The 18147-nt window shown below is 65.4% G+C and carries 18 protein-coding genes; 8 read left to right on the top strand and 10 right to left on the bottom strand.

Annotation, left to right across the window (positions count from 1 at the left end; all coding sequences use genetic code 11):
- The first annotated feature begins 23 nt into the window (after nucleotides 1-23).
- The 7 genes from ACCQ01_RS04600 to ACCQ01_RS04570 all read left to right on the top strand — a co-directional run bounded on the left by ACCQ01_RS04600 (nucleotide 24) and on the right by ACCQ01_RS04570 (nucleotide 8685).
- On the top strand, nucleotides 24-932 hold the full coding sequence (locus ACCQ01_RS04600; protein WP_014506741.1) for a histone deacetylase family protein: 909 nt from the start codon (nucleotides 24-26) through the stop codon (nucleotides 930-932).
- Nucleotides 933-1063: 131 nt separating this feature from the next.
- Nucleotides 1064-3496: an LPS-assembly protein LptD gene (gene lptD / locus ACCQ01_RS04595; protein WP_115572530.1), complete on the top strand. Its 2433-nt coding sequence runs from the start codon at nucleotides 1064-1066 to the stop codon at nucleotides 3494-3496.
- Entirely contained in the window at nucleotides 3493-4884 is a 1392-nt protein-coding gene (locus tag ACCQ01_RS04590) for a peptidylprolyl isomerase (protein WP_014506739.1), read from the top strand. The genes lptD and ACCQ01_RS04590 overlap by 4 nt, the downstream gene beginning before the upstream one ends.
- A 4-nt stretch (nucleotides 4885-4888) precedes the next feature.
- A complete protein-coding gene (gene pdxA, locus ACCQ01_RS04585; protein WP_228431579.1) occupies nucleotides 4889-5857 on the top strand; it encodes a 4-hydroxythreonine-4-phosphate dehydrogenase PdxA in 969 nt (322 codons plus the stop codon).
- Nucleotides 5858-6420: 563 nt separating this feature from the next.
- Nucleotides 6421-7209 (top strand): 16S rRNA (adenine(1518)-N(6)/adenine(1519)-N(6))-dimethyltransferase RsmA, encoded by a 789-nt coding sequence (gene rsmA, locus ACCQ01_RS04580; protein WP_115539690.1) that lies wholly within the window; start codon nucleotides 6421-6423, stop codon nucleotides 7207-7209.
- Nucleotides 7210-7286: 77 nt separating this feature from the next.
- Complete coding sequence (gene apaG, locus ACCQ01_RS04575; protein ID WP_011036026.1) at nucleotides 7287-7670, top strand: Co2+/Mg2+ efflux facilitator ApaG/CorD; 384 nt, start codon at nucleotides 7287-7289, stop codon at nucleotides 7668-7670.
- A gap of 28 nt (nucleotides 7671-7698) precedes the next feature.
- Nucleotides 7699-8685 carry a symmetrical bis(5'-nucleosyl)-tetraphosphatase gene (locus ACCQ01_RS04570; protein WP_228431578.1) on the top strand — a complete coding sequence of 329 codons (987 nt, stop codon included), beginning with the start codon at nucleotides 7699-7701 and terminating at the stop codon, nucleotides 8683-8685.
- A 45-nt stretch (nucleotides 8686-8730) separates the two neighbouring features.
- Here the strand turns inward: ACCQ01_RS04570 and ACCQ01_RS04565 are convergent, their stop codons facing one another.
- The 7 genes from ACCQ01_RS04565 to ACCQ01_RS04535 all read right to left on the bottom strand — a co-directional run bounded on the left by ACCQ01_RS04565 (nucleotide 8731) and on the right by ACCQ01_RS04535 (nucleotide 13901).
- Nucleotides 8731-9225: a dihydrofolate reductase gene (locus ACCQ01_RS04565; RefSeq protein WP_228431577.1), complete on the bottom strand. Its 495-nt coding sequence runs from the start codon at nucleotides 9223-9225 to the stop codon at nucleotides 8731-8733.
- A 72-nt stretch (nucleotides 9226-9297) separates the two neighbouring features.
- Nucleotides 9298-10092 (bottom strand): thymidylate synthase, encoded by a 795-nt coding sequence (locus ACCQ01_RS04560; RefSeq protein ID WP_070691956.1) that lies wholly within the window; start codon nucleotides 10090-10092, stop codon nucleotides 9298-9300.
- Entirely contained in the window at nucleotides 10089-10979 is an 891-nt protein-coding gene (lgt, locus tag ACCQ01_RS04555) for a prolipoprotein diacylglyceryl transferase (protein ID WP_228431576.1), read from the bottom strand. Before lgt ends, ACCQ01_RS04560 begins: the two co-directional genes overlap by 4 nt.
- 53 nt (nucleotides 10980-11032) lie before the next feature.
- Nucleotides 11033-11524 (bottom strand): TPM domain-containing protein, encoded by a 492-nt coding sequence (locus ACCQ01_RS04550; RefSeq protein WP_228431575.1) that lies wholly within the window; start codon nucleotides 11522-11524, stop codon nucleotides 11033-11035.
- Nucleotides 11524-12429: a TPM domain-containing protein gene (locus ACCQ01_RS04545; protein ID WP_228431574.1), complete on the bottom strand. Its 906-nt coding sequence runs from the start codon at nucleotides 12427-12429 to the stop codon at nucleotides 11524-11526. The genes ACCQ01_RS04550 and ACCQ01_RS04545 overlap by 1 nt, the downstream gene beginning before the upstream one ends.
- A gap of 352 nt (nucleotides 12430-12781) precedes the next feature.
- Entirely contained in the window at nucleotides 12782-13405 is a 624-nt protein-coding gene (locus tag ACCQ01_RS04540) for a LemA family protein (RefSeq protein ID WP_042596383.1), read from the bottom strand.
- 115 nt (nucleotides 13406-13520) lie between these two features.
- Nucleotides 13521-13901, bottom strand: a complete 381-nt coding sequence (locus ACCQ01_RS04535; RefSeq protein WP_057673203.1) for a diacylglycerol kinase — start codon at nucleotides 13899-13901, stop codon at nucleotides 13521-13523.
- A gap of 184 nt (nucleotides 13902-14085) precedes the next feature.
- Between ACCQ01_RS04535 and ACCQ01_RS04530 the strand changes: the two genes are divergently transcribed.
- Nucleotides 14086-14787 carry an SGNH/GDSL hydrolase family protein gene (locus ACCQ01_RS04530; RefSeq protein ID WP_228431573.1) on the top strand — a complete coding sequence of 234 codons (702 nt, stop codon included), beginning with the start codon at nucleotides 14086-14088 and terminating at the stop codon, nucleotides 14785-14787.
- 360 nt (nucleotides 14788-15147) lie between these two features.
- On the opposite strand, the gene ACCQ01_RS04525 is transcribed toward ACCQ01_RS04530, so the two are convergent.
- From ACCQ01_RS04525 to ACCQ01_RS04515, 3 genes are all read right to left on the bottom strand, one after another.
- Nucleotides 15148-16419 (bottom strand): sensor histidine kinase, encoded by a 1272-nt coding sequence (locus ACCQ01_RS04525; RefSeq protein ID WP_012439181.1) that lies wholly within the window; start codon nucleotides 16417-16419, stop codon nucleotides 15148-15150.
- A gap of 141 nt (nucleotides 16420-16560) precedes the next feature.
- Complete coding sequence (locus ACCQ01_RS04520; RefSeq protein ID WP_014506728.1) at nucleotides 16561-17274, bottom strand: response regulator transcription factor; 714 nt, start codon at nucleotides 17272-17274, stop codon at nucleotides 16561-16563.
- A 99-nt stretch (nucleotides 17275-17373) separates the two neighbouring features.
- Nucleotides 17374-18042: an arylesterase gene (locus ACCQ01_RS04515; RefSeq protein ID WP_228431572.1), complete on the bottom strand. Its 669-nt coding sequence runs from the start codon at nucleotides 18040-18042 to the stop codon at nucleotides 17374-17376.
- Between the last annotated feature and the right edge of the window lie 105 nt (nucleotides 18043-18147).

Genomic DNA, 18147 nt, shown 5'->3' with positions numbered 1-18147 from the left:
CGCGGACAGGCTAGATTGCTCCAATGTTGGTCTTCACCCATCCCGCCTGCCTGGGCCACGACGCCGGCCCCGAGCATCCCGAAAGCCCCGCACGGCTGACCGCCGTGGTCGAGGCCCTGCGCGCAGCGTTTACCGACCTCGACTGGCGCGAAGCACCGCTGGCCAAGCTCGGCGACCTGTGCCGAGTGCACGAGCGCGAACAGGTCGACGCGGTACTGGAGACCAATTTCCAGGGCTACCACCAGCTGGACGTGGATACCTTGATGTCGCCGGGCTCGCGCGCCGCCGCGCTGCGTGCGGCCGGGGCCGGCATTGCGGCGGTGGATGCGGTGATGCAGGACGGCGCAGGCACGGCCTTTTGCGCGGTGCGCCCGCCCGGCCATCACGCCACCGGCCAGGTCTCGATGGGCTTTTGCCTGTTCAACAACATCGCCGTGGCCGCCGCCCACGCCCGCGACCGGCATGGGCTGGAGCGCATTACGGTGGTGGATTTCGATGTTCATCATGGCAATGGGACCCAGGCGATCTTCGAACGCGACCCCACCGTTCAGTACCTCAGCACCCACCAGTCGGGCCTGTACCCGCACTCGGGCAGCGTGCATGAGCGCGGTATCGGCAACATCCACAATCTGCTGCTGCCTCCCGGCAGCGACGGCCTGCGCTTTCGCAATGTGTGGGAAGACGAGATGCTGCCGCTGATCGACGCCTTCCGCCCGCAACTGATCCTGATTTCCGCCGGCTTTGATGCGCATCTGCGCGACCCGTTGGCCGATCTGATGCTCGACGCCGACGACTTTGCCTGGCTGACCGGTGCGCTCCGCGCGCTGGCCACCCGGCATGCGCGCGGCCGGGTGGTGTCGATGCTGGAAGGTGGCTACGACCTGCAGGCGCTGCGCGAAAGCAGCGTGGCCCACGTCGGCGCGCTGCGATGAATCCGGCGGCGCCAGCGCGGCGCCCGGCGACCATGGCGATGAACCTCGCCCCCCTTCCGCGGGGACTCTTCATTGCCCCTATGCGGGCTATACGGCAAGCTAGCCGCCATTTTACTGGTTGAACTTCACGCGTGCGCCGAGCTCTCCGCCTGCTGCCCCTGCCCTTGAGCATTGCCATTTGCCTGCCGGCAATGGCTGCCGACAAGCCGTTGAACTGGGGACTGTGCCCGGCCGTGGACCCGCTGCCAGGCTTCGACGGCGCGCCCGCCGCCGATCCCAAAGCCGCAGAAATGCGCCAGCAGTTGCCCACCGACATCGAAGGTGACCAGCTTTCCGGCACCAGCACCACCCCGCAATACCAGGGCAACGTCGCGCTCAAGCGCGGCGACCAGTTCCTGGGCGCGGACAACCTGCGCATGGACACCGAGACCGGCAACTACATCGCCGAGGGCAATGTCCGCTACCAGGACACCTCCTTCCGCATGGTCGCCGACCGTGCCGAGGGCAACCAGGACACCGACAGCCACAAGGTCACCAACATCCAGTATCAACTGGTGGACCGGCGCGGCAACGGCGGCGCTGAATCGGTGGACCTGCAGGGCCAGGTCGGGCAGATGCACCGCTCCACCTACACCACCTGCGACCCGTCGCAGCCGATCTGGCGCGTGCGCGCTCCCGAGATCGACGTCGACAACGACGAAGGCTTCGGCACCGCGCGCAACGCCGTGCTGCAGATCGGCAAGGTGCCGGTACTGTATTTCCCGTGGTTCAAGTTCCCGATCGACGACCGTCGCCAGACCGGTCTGCTGTTCCCGCAGTTCGGCCTGTCCGGCCGTAACGGCTTCGACTATCTGCAGCCGATCTATCTGAATCTGGCACCGAATTACGATGCCACCTTGCTGCCGCGCTATATGAGCAAGCGTGGTTTCATGTTCGGTACTGAATTTCGTTATTTGTACGACGGCGGCCGCGGTGAGATCACCGGCAATTACCTGCCTAACGACGACTTACGCAAGAAAGACCGCGGCAGCGTGTTCTACAGCGGCTATCACAACGTCAATAAGTACTGGCAAGCACGCGCCAGCATCTCTTGGGTCAGCGACACGCGTTATGTCGAGGACTTCACCAGCCGCTTGAACGGCATGGGCTCGGCCTCGAGTTTGCAGAGCACCGTCGGCATTTACGGCACCGGCGAGAACTGGACCGCGGGCGTGATGGCCGACCGCTGGCAGCTCACCGATTACACGCTGGATGAGACCGCGCTGCCGTACAACCGTCAGCCACGCGCTTATTTCACCTGGGAAAAGCCGTTTGGAATTTTCGAGGCGGGCATCTATGCAGAAGCCGTCCGCTTCACGCATGACGATTCTTACCAGGTGATCCGGAGACCGAACACCGATAACGGCAGCGATAACAATGGTGACGACTACGTTCGCACCAACATCGTCAACCGCGATTACGCTGGCGGCTCGCGTTTGGATGTAAAACCCTATATTTCGATGCCGTTGTCTGGCGCCGCCTGGTTTCTGACACCAACCGTGGCGTGGCGTTACACCGCCTACCAACTCGACGACAAGCTGGCCAACACGCTTCCGTTGACCGGCAACCGCTCGCCAACCCGCAGCCTGCCCATCGCCTCGGTTGACGCCGGTCTGTACTTCGACCGCGAAACCACGCTGTTCGACACCAAGTACCTCAATACCCTGGAGCCGCGCGCCTACTACCTGTATGTGCCGTACCGCGAACAGACCGACCTGCCGGTGTTCGACACACGCCCGTTCACCTTTAGCTATGGCCAGCTGTTCCGCGACACGCGCTATACCGGTGCCGATCGACAGAACGACGCCAACCAGCTGACCCTGGCAGTGACTTCGCGTTGGCTGCGCCAGGACGATGGCCGCGAAAAACTCTCGTTGAGCGCAGGCCAGATCCTGTATTTCAACGACTCACGGGTCACCATCAACAACAGTACAAATGCCGCCGCTGGCAGCGAGCAGACCATCGAACAGGGCAAGTCCGCCTGGGTGGCCGATGCCAACTACATGATCAACGACCGCTGGTCGATGGGCGCCACCTACCAGTGGAACCCGAACTCGCGCAAGGAAGATCTGGCTAGCCTGCGCACGCGCTACCTGCTCAACAACGACGGCATCATCAACCTGGCGTACCGCTACCGTCGCAATCCCACCGACAATACTGACCAGTTGGAACAGGCGGACTTCTCCTTCCTGTATCCGATCAACCCCACCTGGAGTGCGGTCGGTCGCTATTACTACTCGCTGCTGGACCACCAGCCGCTGGAAATGATCGGCGGCGTGCAGTGGGACAGCTGCTGCCTGGCGGTGCGCGCCCTGGTGCGCCGGTTCGTGCGCAACCGCGATGGCGAGATGGATAACTCCATCCAGTTTGAGTTCGTGCTCAAGGGCCTGAGCTCGTTTGGCCAGAACACGGACCGCACTTTGCGCCGTGCTATTCTCGGCTATTACCGCGACGACCTCTACCTGGTCCCGCCCAGCAACACCACGACTAATCCGGACGATTACGATCCGAACTTGATTCCATGACCAAGCCTTTCTCTGTACTCCTCGCCTCGCTGCTGGTGATCACCAGCACGGTCTCGCCGCTGGCCTCGGCACAGCAATCCCAGCCGCTGGATCGCATCGCTGCCATCGTGGATGAAGACGTGGTGCTGCAGAGCGAGCTCGATCGCGCTGTGCGCAACGTCAAGTCGCAATACGCCGGCCGCGACAACCAGTTGCCGCCGGACGACGTCCTGCAGCGGCAGGTGCTCGAGCGCCTGGTGCTGGTCAAGTTGCAGGTGGGCCGTGCAGAAGGCAGCGGTATCCGCGTCAGCGACGAGGAACTGAACCGCGCCATCGCCAGCATCGCTCAGCAGAACGGCACCTCCGTGGACGGTCTGCGCCAGAAGCTGGCGGCCGACGGCATGGGCTACGCCGATTTCCGCGCCTCGGTGCGCGATGAAATCATCGTGCAGCGCCTGCGCCAGAGCTTTGCGCAGAGCCGCATCAGCGTGAGCGAAGGCGAAGTGGACACCGCGCTGGCCCAGCAGGCCACGACCGGTAGCCAGTATCACCTGGCACATATCCTGGTCGGCCTACCGGAAGGCGCCACGGCCGAACAGATTGCCACCGGTCAAAAGAAGGTCGATGGCGTCAAGGCATTGATCGACAAGGGCGAGCTGGACTTCTCCGCAGCTGCGGTGCGTTATTCGGATAGCCCGAATGCACTGGAAGGTGGCGACCTGGGCTGGCGCAGCCTGGACGAGATTCCCAACGCATTCGCCCAACTGATCCGCGACATGCAGCCTGGCCAGGTTGCCGGGCCGCTGCGTGGCCCCAGCGGTTTCCAGTTGCTCAAGCTGGTGGAAATGCGTGACGCCAATGCCGGCGGCGAGAAGAAGGTCGTCACCGAGTACAACGCACGGCACATTCTGGTGCGTATCGGCGATAACCAGACCGAGGCGCAGGCCAAGGCGAAGATTGACACGCTGCGTGCGCGCATCGTGGGCGGCGCTGATTTCCAGGCAACGGCGAAGGAGTCCTCCGAGGACACCAACAGCCGCGGCCAGGGTGGCGACCTGGGCTGGTTCCCGGCCGATGCGTTCGGCCCGGACTTCGGCAAGCAGGTTGAAGGTCTGACCGATGGAGCGGTGTCCGAGCCGTTCCGTACTCAGGCCGGCTGGCACATCGTGCAGCGTGTTGGTACACGTCAGACCGATGTCAGCGCGGAAAACCAGCGCGCCCAGATCCGCGAGACGATCGGTCGTCGCAAGCTGGAAGAAGAGTACAACCGCTACCTGCAGGAACTGCGTGGCGAGGCGTTTGTGAGCTTCCGCACCGGCGACCGCGCCGATGCCGATGCCACCGCAGCGCCCGCACCGGCGGCTGCACCCGCTGCACCGACGCCGCCGCCGGCCCAGCCGACGCGCTAAGCCGATGGTCCCCTCGCTCGCGCTGGTGCCGGGCGAGCCGGCCGGGATCGGGCCGGAACTGTGTATCCGGCTCGCCCAGCGGCCGCGCTCGGATGCCCATCTGATCGCGTACGCCGATCCTGACACCCTGCACAGCGCCGCCAAGGCGCTGTGCTTGTCTGTCCGCCTGCTCGATCCCGACCAGCGCGCACGCCTGCCCGGCGATCTGCCGCTGCATCCGGTCCGTCAGGCCACCCCTACTCGCTTCGGCACGCCCGATCCCGCCAATGCGGCCGCAGTGATTGCCGGCTTGCTGGGAGCGGCAGGCGATTGCCTGTCTGGCAAGCTGCAAGGCATCGTCACCGGCCCGGTGCACAAGGCCGCGATCAACGCCGGCGGCATTGCCTACACCGGCACCACAGAGTTGCTTGCCGCACAGGCCGGCTGCCCGGTGGTGATGATGCTGGCCAACAGCATCGTGCGGGTGGCGCTGGTGACCACTCACTTGCCGCTGCGCGCGGTGCCGGAGGCGATCACCGCCGAGGCGCTGGCGCGCTGCCTGCGCATCACCGCCGCTGCCATGCAACGGGACTTCGGCCTGGAACATCCGCGCATCGCCGTGCTCGGCCTCAACCCGCATGCTGGGGAAGACGGGCTGCTCGGCCGCGAAGAATTGGACGTCATCATTCCGGTGCTCGATCAATTGCGTAGCGAAGGCATGCAGCTGATCGGCCCGCTGCCGGCCGACACCGCCTTCCTGCCGCAGAAGCTCACCGGCTTCGATGCGGTGGTGGCGATGTACCACGACCAGGGGCTGCCGGTGCTCAAGTACAGCGGATTCGAGCAGGCGGTGAACATCACCCTCGGCCTGCCCTACCCGCGCGTGGCGGTCGATCACGGCACCGCGCTGGAACTGGCCGGGCGCGGCGTGGCCGATCCCTCCAGCCTGCTCTCCGCGACGGCGCTGTGCGCACGTCTGGCTGGACGCAGCTGATTCGAAAGATCGGTGGTGCGCAGTGGCTGTCCCGGTTCAGCGTGTGAGCGGACGCCGCCGCGTCGGGAACGCGCTTCACCGCTACCACCAACCATGCGCTTGTTGCTGTGCCACTCCGGTCTGAGGTCAACGTGGCATTAGGGCCGAGGACCATTCGCGTTTGCAAGCGAGGCATTGCCGGCATGTTCAAAGTGATTTTGGTCAGCGGCCTTTACCGTGCGGGCACCTGTGCGGAATGTGATGCACTGAATGTCGGGCACAGCCGCGCTCTACTTTCGCGTGTCGCAAACGCCGCGTGCAGGGTGGGCACACCGCGCCCCTTCCGCATTGGAGTGGCGATGTGCCCAACAGACGCTCGCATCCTCCAAGCCGATTAGCACTGCGCCTACCTGCATCAGCCACTAGCTGGGCGGCGCGTCTGTCGCACGGATGCTGCTTGGCGCTCACCCGCAACTGCGCGAATCAGCGCCAGTCCAAGGCCAACAGCACCAAATCAATCAGCTCTTCGGTAGACGCACCAGGCGCGTGCCGCGGGCATGCCCGCGCTCCGTTAAACTCTGCACATGAATTCCTCTTTCAGCGCACCGGCCAAGAAGTCGCTCGGCCAACACTTTCTTGCCGACCGGTATTACATCGACCGGATCGTCCAGGCAGTGGACCCGCGCCCCGGCCAGCATCTGGTCGAAATCGGCCCCGGCCAGGGCGCGATCACCTTTCCGCTGCTGCGCAAGCACGGCGCATTGACCGTGATCGAGTTCGACCGCGACTTGATTGCGCCGCTGACCGACGCCGCTGCACCGATCGGCCAGCTGCAGATCATCCACCGCGACGTGCTCGCCGTGGACTTCACCGCAGTGGCCAATGGCACCCCGATCCGCTTGGTCGGCAACCTGCCTTACAACATCTCCTCGCCGATCCTGTTCCATGCGCTGGACCATGCCGGCGCAGTGGCCGACATGCACTTCATGCTGCAAAAGGAAGTAGTCGACCGTATGGCGGCCGGCCCGGGCAGCAAGGTCTATGGCCGGCTGAGTGTGATGCTGCAGGCCTATTGCGAGGTGACCGCGCTGTTCGTGGTGCCGCCGGGCGCGTTCCGCCCGCCGCCCAAGGTGGACTCTGCGGTGGTACGGCTGGTGCCGCGCGATGCGGCCAGCGTGTTGATCAAGGACCGCAAGCGCTTTGCCGATGTAGTGCGCGCCGGCTTCGGGCAGCGCCGCAAGACCTTGCGCAATGCCTTGTCCACCGTCTGCGAGCCAGCGCATTTCGAGGCCGCCGGGGTGCGCCCGGATGCGCGCGCCGAGCAGCTGGAGGTTGCCGATTTCATTCGTCTGGCCAATGTCGAGCTGGCTTGAATCATCGCGCCCGACGCGGCGCGAGACAGACCGCACGCACTCACCTCAAAGTACAGAACACCCTCTAAACTTTCCCCATGCAAGATGATCCGCGCTACCGGGTCGAGGTCGAGGTGTCACCACGCTTCCTCGCCCATCAATCGACTCCGGAAGAAGGCCGCTACGCCTTCGCTTACAGCATTCGCATTCAGAACGCCGGCGCCGTGCCAGCGCGGTTGATTGCGCGCCACTGGAAAATCACCGACGCCAACGGCCGCACCGAGCAGGTGGATGGCGAAGGCGTGGTCGGCGAGCAGCCGCGGTTGCGTCCTGGCGAGGCCTTCCACTACACCTCCGGTGTGCTGCTGGAAACCGAACAGGGGCAGATGCAGGGTTACTACGACATGGTGGCCGACGATGGCACCGAATTCACCGCGCCAATCGCCGCCTTCGTGCTGAGCGTGCCGAGGACGCTGCACTGATGGATGCTGCATTGAGGGAGCACGCGCGATGAGCGTCTGGGCAATTGGCGATCTGCAGGGGTGCTACGACATCACCCAGCAGCTGCTGGAAAAGATCCGGTTCGACCCGGCCCAGGACACGCTGTGGTTCTGCGGCGATCTGGTCAACCGCGGTGGGCAATCGCTGGAAACGCTGCGCCTGGTGCACTCGTTGCGCGCGCATAGCGTGGTGGTGCTTGGCAATCACGATCTGTCGCTGCTGGCGATCGGCGCGCGCTCGGAAGAAGAACAACGCAAGGTCAATCCGGATCTGCAGCGCATCGTGCTGGCAGAAGACCGCGACATATTGCTCGACTGGCTGCGCATGCAGAAGCTGGCGCACGTGGACCGCGAGCTGGGCTGGATGATGATCCATGCCGGGCTGGCGCCCAAGTGGACCACGCAGATGGCCGAAAAGCATGCGCGCGAAGTCGAGCAGCAATTGCAGGGCGGTGGCTATCGCAAGCTGCTGCGCAACATGTACGGCGATCAGCCGGGCTGGTCGCCGGGCCTGAGCGGGTACGACCGCAGCCGCGCGATCATCAACCTGTTCACCCGCATGCGCTATTGCACGCCACGTGGGCGCATCGCCACCGACGACAAGGGCACGCCCGGCACACAGGCGCAGGGCCTGTACCCCTGGTTCGAAGTGCCGGGGCGGGTGGAGCGCGATCTCAAGATCGTCTGCGGCCACTGGTCGGCGCTGGGGCTGACCATCACCCAGGGCGTGCATGCCATCGATACCGGTGCGGTGTGGGGCGGCAAGCTCACCGCCTTGCAGCTGGATACCGACGAACTGCGCGTGGTGCAGGTGCCGGGTCGCGAGGTCACTGCGCCGGCAACGGCGCCGCGTGCACCGCGTCGCCCGCGCGAACGCCAGGGCCGGCAACGCGCACGCGGTGGGCGTGGTGGTGGCAATGGCAATGGCAATGGCAATGGCAATGGCGGCAATGCTGCTGCATCCGCTGCAGCTCCGGGCGACGCGCCCCAGGAGTGAGCCCGTGCACGCGTCGGTGCCACCGGGCCCGACGCTAGAAGCCCATCAGCGGCGCTGGTAATCCACGAAACTGAAAGCGAAGGCGTGCCGCGCGTCGGCCGCATGCGCGCTGCGCTCTGCGGGCACCCACACCGCCGGATCGATCGGAGGGAAGTGCGTATCGGCGCCCTCGACGGCCGTGTCCACTTCGGTGACCGCCAGCAGATCGGCGCGCTCCATGGTCAGGCGGTACACCTCGCCTCCGCCGATCACGCACAGCTCCTGCGCACCTTCCTGCGCCGCGCGTTCGATCGCCTCGTCTACCGAGCCCACTGCATGCATGCCCTCGAAGGGCACCTGCCCCGAGCGCGTCAGCACCAGATTCAGGCGCCCTGGCAGCGCACGGCCCAGTGACTGCGCAGTCTTGCGCCCCATCAGGATCGGCTTGCCCAGTGTCAGCGCCTTGAAGCGCTTCAGGTCATCGGGCAGCTTCCACGGCAGATCGTTGTCGCGGCCGATGGCGTGGTTGCGGTCGAAGGCGACGATGAGCGAAAGTTTCATGAGGGCAAAGACATCCGTTCAAACAGAGCGTCAGCGTAGCGCAGCGCCTGTCGAGGCCCTGCGCTGCATCGCTCACACCGCCACGGGCGCCTTGATGGCCGGATGCGGGTCGTAGCCGTCGATCGCGATGTCCTCGAAGCGGAACGCGAACAGGTCGGTGACTTCGGGATTCAGGCGCAAGGTTGGCAACGCGCGCGGAGTGCGCGTCAGCTGCTCGCGGGCTTGTTCGAAGTGGTTCGCGTACAGATGCGCATCGCCCAGGGTGTGCACGAAGTCGCCCACGCCCAGGCCGGTGGCCTGCGCCACCATGTGGGTCAGCAACGCGTAGCTTGCGATATTGAACGGCACGCCCAGGAAGATGTCGCCGCTGCGCTGATAGAGCTGGCAGCTGAGCTTGCCGTCCACCACGTAGAACTGGAACAGGCTATGGCAGGGCATCAAGGCCATCTGCGGCAACTCGCCGACATTCCAGGCACTGATCACCAGCCGGCGCGAGTCCGGGTTGCGTTTGATCTCGTCCACCAGCCACTGCATCTGATCGATCTCGACGCCGTCCGGGCCGGTCCAGCGTCGCCACTGCTTGCCGTAGACCGGGCCGAGGTCGCCGTTGGCATCGGCCCACTCGTCCCAGATGCGGACCTGGTTGTCTTTCAGGTACGCGATGTTGGTATCGCCCTGCAGGAACCACAGCAGCTCATGGATGATCGAGCGCAGGTGCAGCTTCTTGGTGGTGACCAGCGGAAACCCGGCATTGAGGTCGAAGCGCATCTGCCAGCCGAACACGCTGCGCGTGCCGGTGCCGGTGCGATCGGACTTCTCGGCGCCGTACTCGAGCACGTGCTGCAGCAACTCCAGGTACGGCTTCACTTGGCCGCCTCCACACCTGCTGCAGCCGGCACCACCGGCTGCAGGACCGGCGCGCGGCGCGACAGCGCCAGCAGCACCAGGCCCACGCCGATCAACGGCAGGCTCAGGATCTGCCCCATCGTCAGCCAGTTGAAGGCCAAGTAGCCCAGCGGTGCGTCGGGGACGCGGACGAACTCCACGATGAAGCGGAACACGCCATACAGCAGCGCGAACAGTCCCGACACCGCACAGCGCGCGCGCGGCTTCATCGAGAAGGTCCACAACACCACGAACATCACCACGCCTTCGAGCGCGGCTTCATACAGCTGCGACGGATGCCGGGCGAAGCGGTCCAGCGCGCCGGCCGCGTACTGGGCCTGGAGTTGCGCTGGCGACCAGTCAGCCAACTCCGGCGCATGCGGGAAGATCACGCCCCAGCCGGCCTGAGTGAACTTGCCCCACAACTCGCCGCCGACAAAATTGCCCAGCCTCCCGAAGCCCAGGCCCAGCGGCACTAGGGGCGCGACAAAATCCATGACATCGAAGAAATGCAGGCGGTGCCGGCGCGTCCACAGGCCGCAGGCGATCAACACGCCCAGCAGCCCGCCGTGGAAGCTCATGCCGCCTTCCCACACCTTGAACAGGATCAGCGGGTTGGCCAGGAAGGTGTCGAAGGCATAGAACAACATGTAGCCGATGCGCCCGCCAAGCACCACGCCGAGCATGCCGTAGAACAACAGGTCGGAAAATCCGTCCATGTCCACGCCGGGCAGGCGGCCGCGCAGGATGCGCGAGCGGCCCAGGGCCCAGGCGGAAAAGAACGCGGCCAGATACATCAACCCGTACCAGTGCACCTGCACCGGGCCAAGCGAGAAGGCGATGGGGTCGATGGCGTGCAGATAGATCATGCGGACCGCGGATCACGTAGAGCGAGGCCGCTATTCTGACATCTACGGCGTCCTCAGCCGAGGATATGCGGCCGATTGGGCAGCTCGTCTTCATGCTGGGCCTGGGCAGCGGCCGGGAAATGCGCGCACAGCAGGTCGGTCACCGCCTCCACCCCCGCCAGCACCGCGGCCTCGTGCTGACCATCGCGCAGGAACTGCTGCATGCGCCGGCAGACCTCGGCCCAGGCCGCGTCCGATACCAACGCACGCAGCCCACGGTCGGCCACCACTTCGATGGCGTGATCGGCCAGCAGCAGATAGATCAGCACGCCGTTGTTGGCCTCGGTATCCCAGGTGTGCAGCTGTGCGAACGCCTGCTCGGCACGTTGGCGAGCGCAGTGACCGCGCCAGAGCGCCGCCACCGACAGATCCGCCTCCACCGCCACCATCACCTGACCGGTGTGCAACTGCTCGCTGGCCGCGATCGCCGCGGCAATGCTGTCCATGCTGCGCGGCGGAAAGCTGCGGTGCGCGGAGGGCGCAAACATGTGTCTGATCCAGCGCATCACCAGCTCCCCGAGGCGCCACCGCCTCCCGACGACCCACCACCCCCGCCCCAGCCGCCACCGAACCCGCCGCCGCCAAAGCCACCGCCGCGCCCGCCGCCACCGAAACCACCAAATCCGCCGCCCCAACCGCCACCACCGATGGAGCGGCCGCCCGAACCGGACGCCAGGCCAACGACCAATCCGGCCACCGCCGCGCCGATGCTGGCAAACACCAGTGAGGTCAGCAGCAACGCGGCCGCGCCGGCCGCTGCACCGCTTAGCACTCCGCGCACCGGCCGTGGCAATGCCCGCAGGAACACCCGCGCGATCAGCGCGACGAACACGCCGATAAACAGCGCCATGACCCAACTGCCGCTGTCGCTATCGCTCAGATCGGACGCATGCCCGCTCACCGGCGCGGGCAAGGCCTCGCCTTCGATCAGCCCCGCCAACGTGGCGGTGGCGTCTCGGATGCCGCCGCCGTAATCGCCCTCGCGGAACCGCGGCGCCAGGTACTCCTGGATGATGCGGTTGGCCACGATGTCGGGAATCGCCCCTTCCAGGCCGTAGCCCGGCTGGATCCTCACCCGGCGGTCGTCCTTGGCCACCAACAGCAGCACGCCATCGTCCACGCCCTTGCGGCCAATCTTCCATTGGTCGAACACGCGCTGGGTGTATTGCTCGATCGCCTCCGGCTGGGTGGTCGGCACAATCAGGATCTGCAACTGCGCGCCCTTGCGTTGCTGCAGGGCCAGCGCCTGTTGTTCCAGCTGCTGGAGTTGGGCGGCATCCAGCGTGCCGGTGGTATCCACCACCGGCGAGCGCAACGGCGGGATGGCGGCCAGATCCTGCGCGACCACCGTGGTCGGCAGCAGCGCGCAGAGCAGCCACAGCATCCACAAGGCATATCGACGCTGGGGCATTACAGACTCCAAAGGGCGGCATTGCCCATCGACATAACTGCCACGTTTTCAGGCACATGGCGCGTGAGGCCTGCCGCCGCGCTGTCGAACATGGCCGCATGCCACCGCAGGCAATAACGAGACAGAAACGGCGAGCCCTGCGTGGCGGCTGACCTGGTAACAGTGTTTGAACGAGCGCGTTCGTCGATGCGATCACTGCGAGGTCGCGTAGCAGCGCGTGGGGCATTGGCGTCACTGCACACACCGATGACGCAATGCCTGGCCTCCATCACAGCGCCATGCGCGCCGCCGCGAACGGCCGGCCGCCTCATCGACGGCCAGCCACCTACTCCCTGCCCACCACTGCGCCGCATTACTGCGCAGGCTGCGGTTGTTGCTGCTGCGGTGCCGGCTGCGTGCCGAAATTCACCTCCGGCGCGCGCGAAATCTGCGCCTCGTTTTCCACGCTGAAATTCGGCTTGGGCTGGTAGCCGAAGATCTTGGCGGTGATCACCTGCGGGAACGAGCGGATATAGGTGTTGTAGTCCTGCACGGTCTGGATATAGCGGCCGCGCGCCACGGTGATGCGGTTTTCGGTGCCTTCCAGCTGCACCTGCAGATCACGGAACGATTGGTCGGACTTGAGCTGCGGGTAGTTCTCGCTGACCACCAGCAAGCGCGACAGCGCACTGCCCAGTTCGCCCTGCGCCTGCTGGAAGCGCTTGAGCGAGGCCTCGTCGTCGGCGTTGACCTGGATCTGGCCCACCCGCGCGCGCGCGTTGGTCACTTCGGTCAGCACCTGACGCTCCTGCTGGGCATAGCCCTGCACGGTACGCACCAGGTTGGGAATCAGATCGGCGCGGCGCTGGTACTGGTTGAGCACCTCCGACCAGCCCGCTTTGACGCCTTCTTCCTTCTGCTGGATCGCGTTGTAGCCGCAGCCGGACAGCGAGGCGGTGAGGACCAGCAGCACCAGGGCGCGAATCAGGACGGGCATGCAGGCGATTCCATGACAAGGGACCGCGAGCATGCCACGGTGCCAGTCAAGCCGGCATGCACATCCCGGCATGCATGCGGCCAGCCGTTTCACAGCCACCGCCGCGCTGCCGCACTCAGAACAGCCGCGGCAGCAGGATCAGGCCCCAGCACAGCAACACGTTGATCAGCAGCACGAACACGGCGGCCGAGCCCATGTCCTTGGCGCGCCCGGCCAGCACGTGGTGTTCCGGGCCATACCGCTCGATCACTGCCTCGATGGCCGAGTTCAGCAACTCCGCAGCCAGCACGATCAGCAATGGCGCAATCAGCGCAATGCGTTCCAGCCCCGAATTCCCCAGCCACAGCGCCAGCGGTGTCAGCAGCGCGGCCAGGCAGACTTCCAGGCGGAACGAGGATTCATGCAGCCACGCCGCACGCAGACCCTGCCACGACCAGACCGCCGCCTTGAGCATCCGGCGCGGGCCGCGCGGCACGTGCCCCAGTTGATCGGCCATCCGTCAGCGCATCCGAACGCTGGTGCAGGACAAGGATTGGATCAGGGACATGGGGAAGCCGTAGCAGCGGAAAGTGCGAATCTTGCCACCGCGACGGTTCCGGCCGCCAGTCGCGCCCGGATTTGCCGCTGCAGCGGCGCTGCCGCACCATGCGCAGTCCGCTCCACGTTGACAGGTCTGCCCGATGAAACAACTGCCCTTGCGCGCGCTGTTGTGCGCACTCGCCATTGCGTCCAGCCCCCTGCAGGCCGCCGCGCCGCCTGCCACGCCCCAGGTGCCGGCACAGGTCTCCAATGCGGCATGGGAGCAGGACATGCAGCGCTTCGCGGCCAGCGATGCGCAGCAACCGCCGCCCAAGCACGGCATCGTGTTCGTCGGCAGTTCGTCGATCCGTTTCTGGGAAACGCTGGCGCAGGATTTCCCCGGCAAGCCGGTGATCAACCGTGGCTTTGGCGGATCGGAAGTGCGCGACAGCACCTGGTACGCCGACCGCATCGTGATTCCCTACGCGCCGCGCCAGGTGGTGTTGTATGCCGGCGACAACGACCTCAACAGCGGGCGCAGCCCGGAGCAGGTGCGCGACGATGTGGTGGCTTTCGTCACACGCATCCGCGCCGCACTTCCCGAGGCGCGCATTGGTTACCTGTCGATCAAACCCAGCCCGTCGCGTGCGCAGTTGCTGCCTGCGATCGTGCGCGCCAACCAGCTGATCAAGCAGGCATTGGCCAACGTGCCGCGGACCGACTACATCGACATCTATACGCCGATGCTGGACGCCACCGGCAAGCCGCGCCCGGAGCTGTTCCGCGAGGACATGCTGCACATGAAGCCGGAAGGGTACGCACTCTGGCGCAAAGCGGTGGCGCCGGTGCTGGAGCGCAAGTAACGCTGGTCTTCAGGCAACGCCCCTTGCGACGGGCGTTGCTGGAACGACTCGCTGGTCCGGTCCGCAATTTGGCGTTGAGAGCATGCACTGCGCGCCAGGTATGCCTGAGCCACGTACGGCAACCGCTGCTTGCTCAACGCGCTGCATTTACTTCGTGCTTCGCACTGCCGAGATGCTCATCCGTCAACACAGGCCGGCACCTTCCTCAGGCTGAGGCGCTGACATAGCGAGGGATGCATGCCCCGGGCATCTCGTTTTCTTCTGTCGCTATAGCGCATTAGCTAAACCACTGTAGCGACGCATGCACAGTAGCGATAAGCAGATTTGCCGCTATTTCCTGCGAACCAGCGTCAGACCTACCTACGCAACAACAACCGCAACAGAAGTACCGACGCCCGCCTCGCTATGCAGCTCGATGCGCCAGCCGAAGCGATCGCACAGCCGGCGCACGATCGATAGCCCCAGCCCGGTGCCTTGCGGCCGGGTCGGGTCGGCGCGGAAGAACGGCTCGAATGCACGCGCACGCGCCTCCTCGCTCATGCCGATGCCGGTATCGCGCACCACGATGCGGTCCTGGGTGACTTCCACCTCGATGCTGCCAGTGTCGGTGTAGGCACAGGCATTGCGCAGCAGGTTGCTGAGCACCACCCGCATCACCCGTGGCGGCGCAAACATCTGCAGGCTGCGGTCGCCCACCATGTGCAGCGAGACCGGCTTGTCGCCCAGCAGTTCGCGCGCATTGTCCACTTCCTCGCTGGCCAGTTCGGCCGCATCGAAACTCTCGCTCTGCGGGTCGATCTCGGCTTCGCGCGCCAGGATCAGGAAGGCATCGATCACCGCTTCCATGTCGCGTCCGGCGCGCTGGATGCGGCGCAGGCTGCGCTGCGTGCGCGGCGCCAGTTCTTCATCGGCCAGGGCCATGTCGCTGGCGACCCGGATCACCGTCAGCGGCGTGCGCAATTCATGGCTGGCATCGCGGGTAAAGTTGCGTTCGCGAGCGACGTGGTCGCTGACCCGGCGGCCCAGCTCGTGCAAGGCAGCGGCGAGCTGCCGGGTCTCGCCCTGCATTTCCACCGGCAACCGCTCGGGCGAGAGCTCGTCCACATCGGGTTGGCGCGGATCCCACTGCGCCACGCGGCGCGCCAGCCAGGTCACCGGCGACACCAGCTGTTTGGAAAGACGGTAGGTAAACCACGACACGCCATAGATCGCCAGCAGCACCAGGATCGCCGGCACCACGCCGAACCACAGCGTCAGATGCGCCGCACGCGAGCGTGGAAACACCAGGTACAGCCGCCCTTCCGGGCGCTGGTCGACATACACCAGCGCATCGGCGGCGGCCACTTCACGGAAGCCGGGCGACAGCAGGCGCAGCGACTGCGGCACATCATCACTTGCAGGGCCGGCAGGATCGAAATAGCCGCGGATGTTGCGTGTATCGGGCGGGCGATGATCGGGGGCGCTGCGGTACATGCGCCAGAAATGCACGGCCTCGTCGGCCAGCACCGTACGCACCAGGCTGTATTTGATGACCAGCGAGATCAGGTAGCCGCCCAGCATGATCGCCAGGCTCGCCAGGACGACCTGCAACAAAAATGCGATGCGGATTTTTCGCGGGAGCCCGTGCGGCATTGCGGCATCCAGGAAGATTGCCGAAGTATAGGCAACACTTCCGTGAGCCCGTCGTGCAACCAACCGGCAGCACGCGGTGACGAGCGGCGCGTGGGCGCCTTGAGGAACAGCCGGCTGCCAGGCGGCAGCCGGCCAGCGACATCAGGCCATCGGCTGTGCGATGTCGGCAATGCGATAGCCAGCGCTCTGCACGGTGTGCAGCAGCGGGCGGTCGAACGGCTTGTCGATGATCTTGCGCAGGTTGTACAGATGGCTGCGCAAGGTGTCCGAGTCCGGCAGGCCGTTGCCCCAGATCTCGCGTTCGATTTCCTGACGCGTCACCACGCGCGGCGATTCGCGCATCAGGATGGTCAGCAGGCGCAGACCGATCGGCGACAGCTGCAGTTCGGTGCCGGCACGGGTGGCGCGCATGCTCACCGGATCCAGCACCAAGTCGGCGACCTTGAGCACTTCCGAACCCACCTGGCGGCGCTCACGACGGATCAGCGCACGCAGGCGTGCTTCCAGTTCCTGGATCGCGAACGGCTTGGTCAGGTAGTCGTCGGCGCCGAAGCCCAGACCGGTGAGCTTGTCGTCCAACGTGTCGCGTGCGGTCAGCATCAGCACCGGGGTCGACTTGCGTGCGTCGTTACGCAGGCGGCGGCAGACTTCGATACCGTCCAGGCGCGGCAGCATGAGGTCCAGCACCACCACGTCATAGCTGTTTTCGGCGGCCAGACGGTAGCCGTCCAGTCCGTCCACGGCATAGTCGACCTCGAAGCCGCGGCCTTCCAGGTACTCGCCGATCATTTCTGAGATATTGCGATTGTCTTCGACGACCAGCACGAGGCCGGACGTTTCCTTGGTCTGACGCATGGACTTTCCTCGGTCTTCAGCTTTGTGAAACATGCCGGATTGGCGGTGGAAATGGCGTGAAGACTTCGCGTCGGATTCGGGTCACTCGAGGCCGCTTGCTCAGGGTTTGAGCAATGGCTGCAGTGCTGGCCAGACCGTTTCCAGCACCTTGGGCTGTGCGGCGGCGGTGGGATGCAGACCGTCGGCCTGCATCAGGCCCGGCTGCAGGGCGACCCTCTCAAGAAAGAACGGCACCAGCGCGGTCTGGTATTGCTTGGACAGGTCGGCATAGGTCGCATTCAACCGCTCGCGATAGGCCGGGCCATAGTTGGGCGGCACATCGATGCCCAGCAGCAAGACCTTCGCGCCCGCCTGACGGCTGAGCTGGATCATCTTCTCCAGGTTGCCCTTGAGCTGGGCCGGCGTGAGGCCACGCAAGGCATCGTTGCCACCCAGCTCGATGACGACCACGCCGGGGCGGTGCTTTTGCAGCAGCCCAGGCAGCCGGGTCAAGGCGCCGGAGGTGGTTTCGCCGCTGATGCTGGCATTGACGACCGGCGGTGGCGTCGCCATGTCACGCTTCAGGCGCTGGTCCAGCAGGGTGACCCAGCCGGACTGCACCGGGATGTTGTGCGCGGCGCTCAGGCTGTCGCCCACCACCAGGATCGGCGCGGCAGTGGCCGGACTTTTGGCAGAGGCAATCCCCGGCGCAAGCAGGGAGAGTGTCAGCAGCCACACGCTAATCACGCTGTACCGCAGTGTTCTTTCACGCATTCGGAGATTCCTCATCGACAGTCTGGCCCCCCACTCCAGCACCCGCACCGCCATCGACGTCCGCGAGGTCGGCAAGTCCGTCAGCGGACCGGAGGGAACACTCCACATCCTCGACAACAT

This window comes from Xanthomonas sp. NCPPB 4037 (genome assembly GCF_041475695.2).
Lineage (GTDB): Bacteria > Pseudomonadota > Gammaproteobacteria > Xanthomonadales > Xanthomonadaceae > Xanthomonas > Xanthomonas campestris.
This window is presented reverse-complemented; position numbering and strand designations above follow the sequence as displayed.